Raw genomic sequence first — 3,416 nt, forward strand, 5'->3', positions numbered from 1 at the left:
ATCCACACACCCACACACACCACCCACGCGGGGTGGAGCAGCCCGGTAGCTCGTCAGGCTCATAACCTGAAGGTCACAGGTTCAAATCCTGTCCCCGCATCCAGATTTCCCACGCCTCCTGCACGTCTTGCCCTGCTGCCGTCCTTGCTGCCAAGGTCGGGCATGGAGGGAACACGCATGGCAAGATTGGCGGGCAAGGTCGCCCTCGTCACGGGCGCCGGCACCGGCATCGGCCGCTGCACGGCCGAGCTCTTCGCGCGCGAGGGCGCCCGGCTCGTCATCGCCGAGATCGACGGGCCGAGCGGCGAGGAGACAGCGCATCGCATCACCACCGTCGGCGGCGAGGCGATCTTCCTGCAGACCGATGTCGGCGAGCCGGACAGCATCGCCGAGACCATCCGCCGCGCCGTCGCGCATTACGGCGGCTTGCATGTGCTGCACAACAATGCCGGCGGCTCCACCAGCATCGACAACACCGTCGTCGAGGCACCGCTCGACGAGTTCTGGCGCGCCATCCGCCTCGATCTCTTCGGCACCTTCCTCGGCTGCCGCTTCGGCATCCCGGAGATCATCCGCTCCGGCGGCGGCTCGGTCATCAACATGGCCTCCGTCGTCGCGCTCATGGGCTTCCCCGGCCGCGACTGCTACACCGCGGCGAAGGGTGGCGTGGCGGCGCTGACGCGCTCGCTCGCCGTTGAGTTCGGGCCGAAGCGCGTGCGGGTGAATGCCATCGCCCCGACCGTGACGCTCACCGAGCGCGTGCGTCGGCTGCTCGCCGGCAATGCCGCGATGCAGGGCCTGGCCGATCAGCACTTGCTCGGCCTCGGCGAGCCGATGGACATGGCCCAGGCCGCCCTCTACTTCGCCTCGGATGACAGCCGCATCGTCACCGGTACCATCTTGCCGGTCGATAGCGGCCTGGTGACCGTCTGATGCCCACACCCACCCGCATCGGCTTCCTCGGCCTCGGCCAGATGGGCGCGCCCATGGCCGAGCGCCTGCTCGGCGAGGACGTGCAGCTGCATGTCTACGATCCTCGCCCGGAGGCCATGGCCCCCTTCACCGCCCGCGGTGCCACCGCCTGCGCCTCGCCCAAGGCGGTCGCCGATCGCGCCGAGATCGTCTTCGCCTGCCTGCCCAGCGGAAAGGTGAGCGAGGCGGTGGCGCTCGGGCCCGAGGGCGTCGTCCATGGCAAGGCGCTCCGCCTCTATGCCGAGATGTCGACCATCGGCCGCGCCAGCGTGCAGCGCATCGCCGAAGGCTTGGCGCCGCGCGACATCGCCATGGTCGATGCGCCGATCAGCGGCGGCCCGGCCGGGGCGCGGGCCGGCACGCTCGCCATGCTCGCCGCCGGCGCGCCGGCCGCGGTCGAGCGGCTGCGGCCCTGGCAGTTCCGCATCGGCCGGCAGGTCTTCGTCCTCGGCGAGACGCCCGGCCAGGCGCAGGTGATGAAGCTGGTGAACAACCTGCTCTTCGCCGCCAATGCCGCGACCGCGCTCGAGGCCTTCTCGCTCGGCGCCAAGGCCGGGCTCGATGCCGATGTCATGCTCGAGATGGTCAATGCCGGCACCGGCCGCAGCTTCGCCACCGCCGGCTTCCTGCCGACGGTGCTGAGCGGCGAGCGGCGCTTCGGCGCCAGCATCGGCGTGCTCGACAAGGATGTCGGCCTCGGGCTCGAGGAGGCGCGCAGCCAGGACGTGCCGATGTGGAGCCTGGAGCAGGCGGCGCGGCTCTGGCGCTTCGCCGCCAGCCAGGGCATGGCCGGCGAGGACCTCGCCCAGCTCGCGCGCCTCATCGAGGGCTGGGGCGGCGCGCCGATCCGCGGCCGCTGATCATCCGTCCTCGTCCCGCTTGGCCAGCCAGGCGGCGGCGGCGAGGTCGGCCTGCGAGGGCAGCGGCGCCGCCGGGTCCGCCATCCAGGCGAGCAGGTCGTGGATGACCGTGGCGCGATCGAGGTCGCGCAGCAGCAGGTGGTGGCCCTCGCGGTAATAGGCAATGCACAGCGAGGGCCGCTGCGGCAGGGTCTCGAGCAGGCGCCGCATCGGCGCCTTCGGCACGATGCGGTCATGCGCGCCATAGAGAAGGAGCGCTGGCCCGGTGAATGTCGCCGCCGCCTGCAGCGCCTGGTCCATCAGCTCGACCAGCCCGTAGACGAAATCGACGCGGTACTCCTTCGCCGTCAACGGGTCGCGGGACCAGCGCCGCAGCGCTTCCTGGTTGTCGGAGGGCGAGAAGCCGGGCGCCGCGCCGCTGAAGCCGACCGCCGGGATCAGGCGTGAGGCGATCTCCAGCGTCGTGCGGGAGAAGCCGCTCATGCTCGCCCGGCCACGGATGCCGGGGGCGAGGAGGATGCAGCCCTGCACCGGCGGCGCCCCGGGCGCCTGGGCCGCGACCAGCACCACGGCCGCGCCCATGCTCTCCCCCATCAGGAAGACCGGCAGGCTGGGATGCCGCGCCGCCACCAGCCGCGTGACGGCATGGCAATCGGCGACCAGGGTCGCAGTGCCGGGCCAGAACCCGCGATGCGGCGCGGCGCCGAAGCCGCGCTGGTCATAGGCATAGAGCGCGATGCCCGCCGCGGTGAAGGCCGGCGCCGGCAACTCGAAGGCATTGCGCGAGTAGTCGCCGAAGCCGTGCAGCCCGACCAGGACCGCGCGCGGCGCCGCCGCCGGCAGCCAGGCCTGGACGGGCAGCCGCGCGCCATCCGCCATGACGAACGTCTGGCCGTCGAGGCGCGACTCCCCGGTCGGCGGCCCGGCGGGGATGACGACCGGCGTGCAGCCGCAAAGGGCCGCACCCAAGGATCCCAGGCCGAGCGCCGCGAGGCGCCGCCGCCTCATGGCGCCCCGCATCGACGCCGATGCACCCGCCGTCATCCGCCGACGTCGATCCCGGCGAGCCTCATGCCCGCCCCGGCCGGGCGGCGCAGCAACGGCACGCCCCGGCCACCCTCACTCCGTCTTGCGACGCACCCACTCGCCGGTGCGTTCCATCGCGCCGCCCGTCGCGGTCGCGGCGCGGTCGATGGCGGCGCCGGTCGCCGTCCCGGCGCGGTCGAGCGCCTCGCCCGTCTGGGTGGCCGGCTTCCGGCTCTCGCAGCCCGGCAGGGCCGCCAGGGCGAGGAGACCGAGCAGGGCGGCGCCGCGCCGCGCGCCGCGGATCCATGATGCAGCCTGCGTGACCATCGGTTCCCCATCGGCATCGGATGTCCGGCGCCGGATTTCACCTGCAACCCACCGGGCTGGCAAGCGCCAAGACGCCCTTGGCGCCCCAGGCATTTGTTTTCAGAGCATCTTCACCCGATCAGGTGAGTCCACCTGATCGGGATCTGCTCTAGGTGTCATTGCCAAGGACATTGTCGCTGGTGATGCGTGAGATGGGCGGCAAGCCCTTGAGGGCGGAGTGAGGCCTGAGGG

At 72.2% G+C, this 3,416-nt stretch carries 4 protein-coding genes and 1 tRNA gene; 3 read left to right on the top strand and 2 right to left on the bottom strand.

Going from position 1 to position 3,416, the window contains the following annotated elements; all coding sequences use genetic code 11:
- The first annotated feature begins 26 nt into the window (after window positions 1-26).
- The 3 genes from DOO78_RS26660 (at window position 27) to DOO78_RS26670 (ending at window position 1,832) form a co-directional block, all read left to right on the top strand.
- Window positions 27-103: transfer RNA gene (locus DOO78_RS26660), tRNA-Met, on the top strand.
- A gap of 74 nt (window positions 104-177) precedes the next feature.
- A complete protein-coding gene (locus DOO78_RS26665; RefSeq protein ID WP_111472911.1) occupies window positions 178-933 on the top strand; it encodes an SDR family NAD(P)-dependent oxidoreductase in 756 nt (251 codons plus the stop codon).
- Entirely contained in the window at window positions 933-1,832 is a 900-nt protein-coding gene (locus DOO78_RS26670; RefSeq protein ID WP_111472912.1) for an NAD(P)-dependent oxidoreductase, read from the top strand. Before DOO78_RS26665 ends, DOO78_RS26670 begins: the two co-directional genes overlap by 1 nt.
- Here DOO78_RS26670 and DOO78_RS26675 read toward each other — a convergent pair whose 3' ends face one another.
- Window positions 1,833-2,801 carry an alpha/beta fold hydrolase gene (locus DOO78_RS26675; RefSeq protein ID WP_165839111.1) on the bottom strand — a complete coding sequence of 323 codons (969 nt, stop codon included), beginning with the start codon at window positions 2,799-2,801 and terminating at the stop codon, window positions 1,833-1,835. It abuts the gene before it with no gap.
- A 150-nt stretch (window positions 2,802-2,951) separates the two neighbouring features.
- Window positions 2,952-3,185 carry a hypothetical protein gene (locus DOO78_RS26680; RefSeq protein ID WP_111472914.1) on the bottom strand — a complete coding sequence of 78 codons (234 nt, stop codon included), beginning with the start codon at window positions 3,183-3,185 and terminating at the stop codon, window positions 2,952-2,954.
- Window positions 3,186-3,416: the final 231 nt, after the last annotated feature.

Origin of the sequence: Roseicella frigidaeris, from assembly GCF_003258945.1 — a bacterium.
Classification (GTDB): domain Bacteria; phylum Pseudomonadota; class Alphaproteobacteria; order Acetobacterales; family Acetobacteraceae; genus Paracraurococcus; species Paracraurococcus frigidaeris.

Coding starts and splice junctions, on each gene's coding strand:
- DOO78_RS26665 (WP_111472911.1), top strand. CDS start 178: ATGGCAAGATTGGCGGGCAAGGTCGCCCTCGTCACGGGCGCCGGCACC.
- DOO78_RS26670 (WP_111472912.1), top strand. CDS start 933: ATGCCCACACCCACCCGCATCGGCTTCCTCGGCCTCGGCCAGATGGGC.
- DOO78_RS26680 (WP_111472914.1), bottom strand. CDS start 3,185: ATGGTCACGCAGGCTGCATCATGGATCCGCGGCGCGCGGCGCGGCGCC.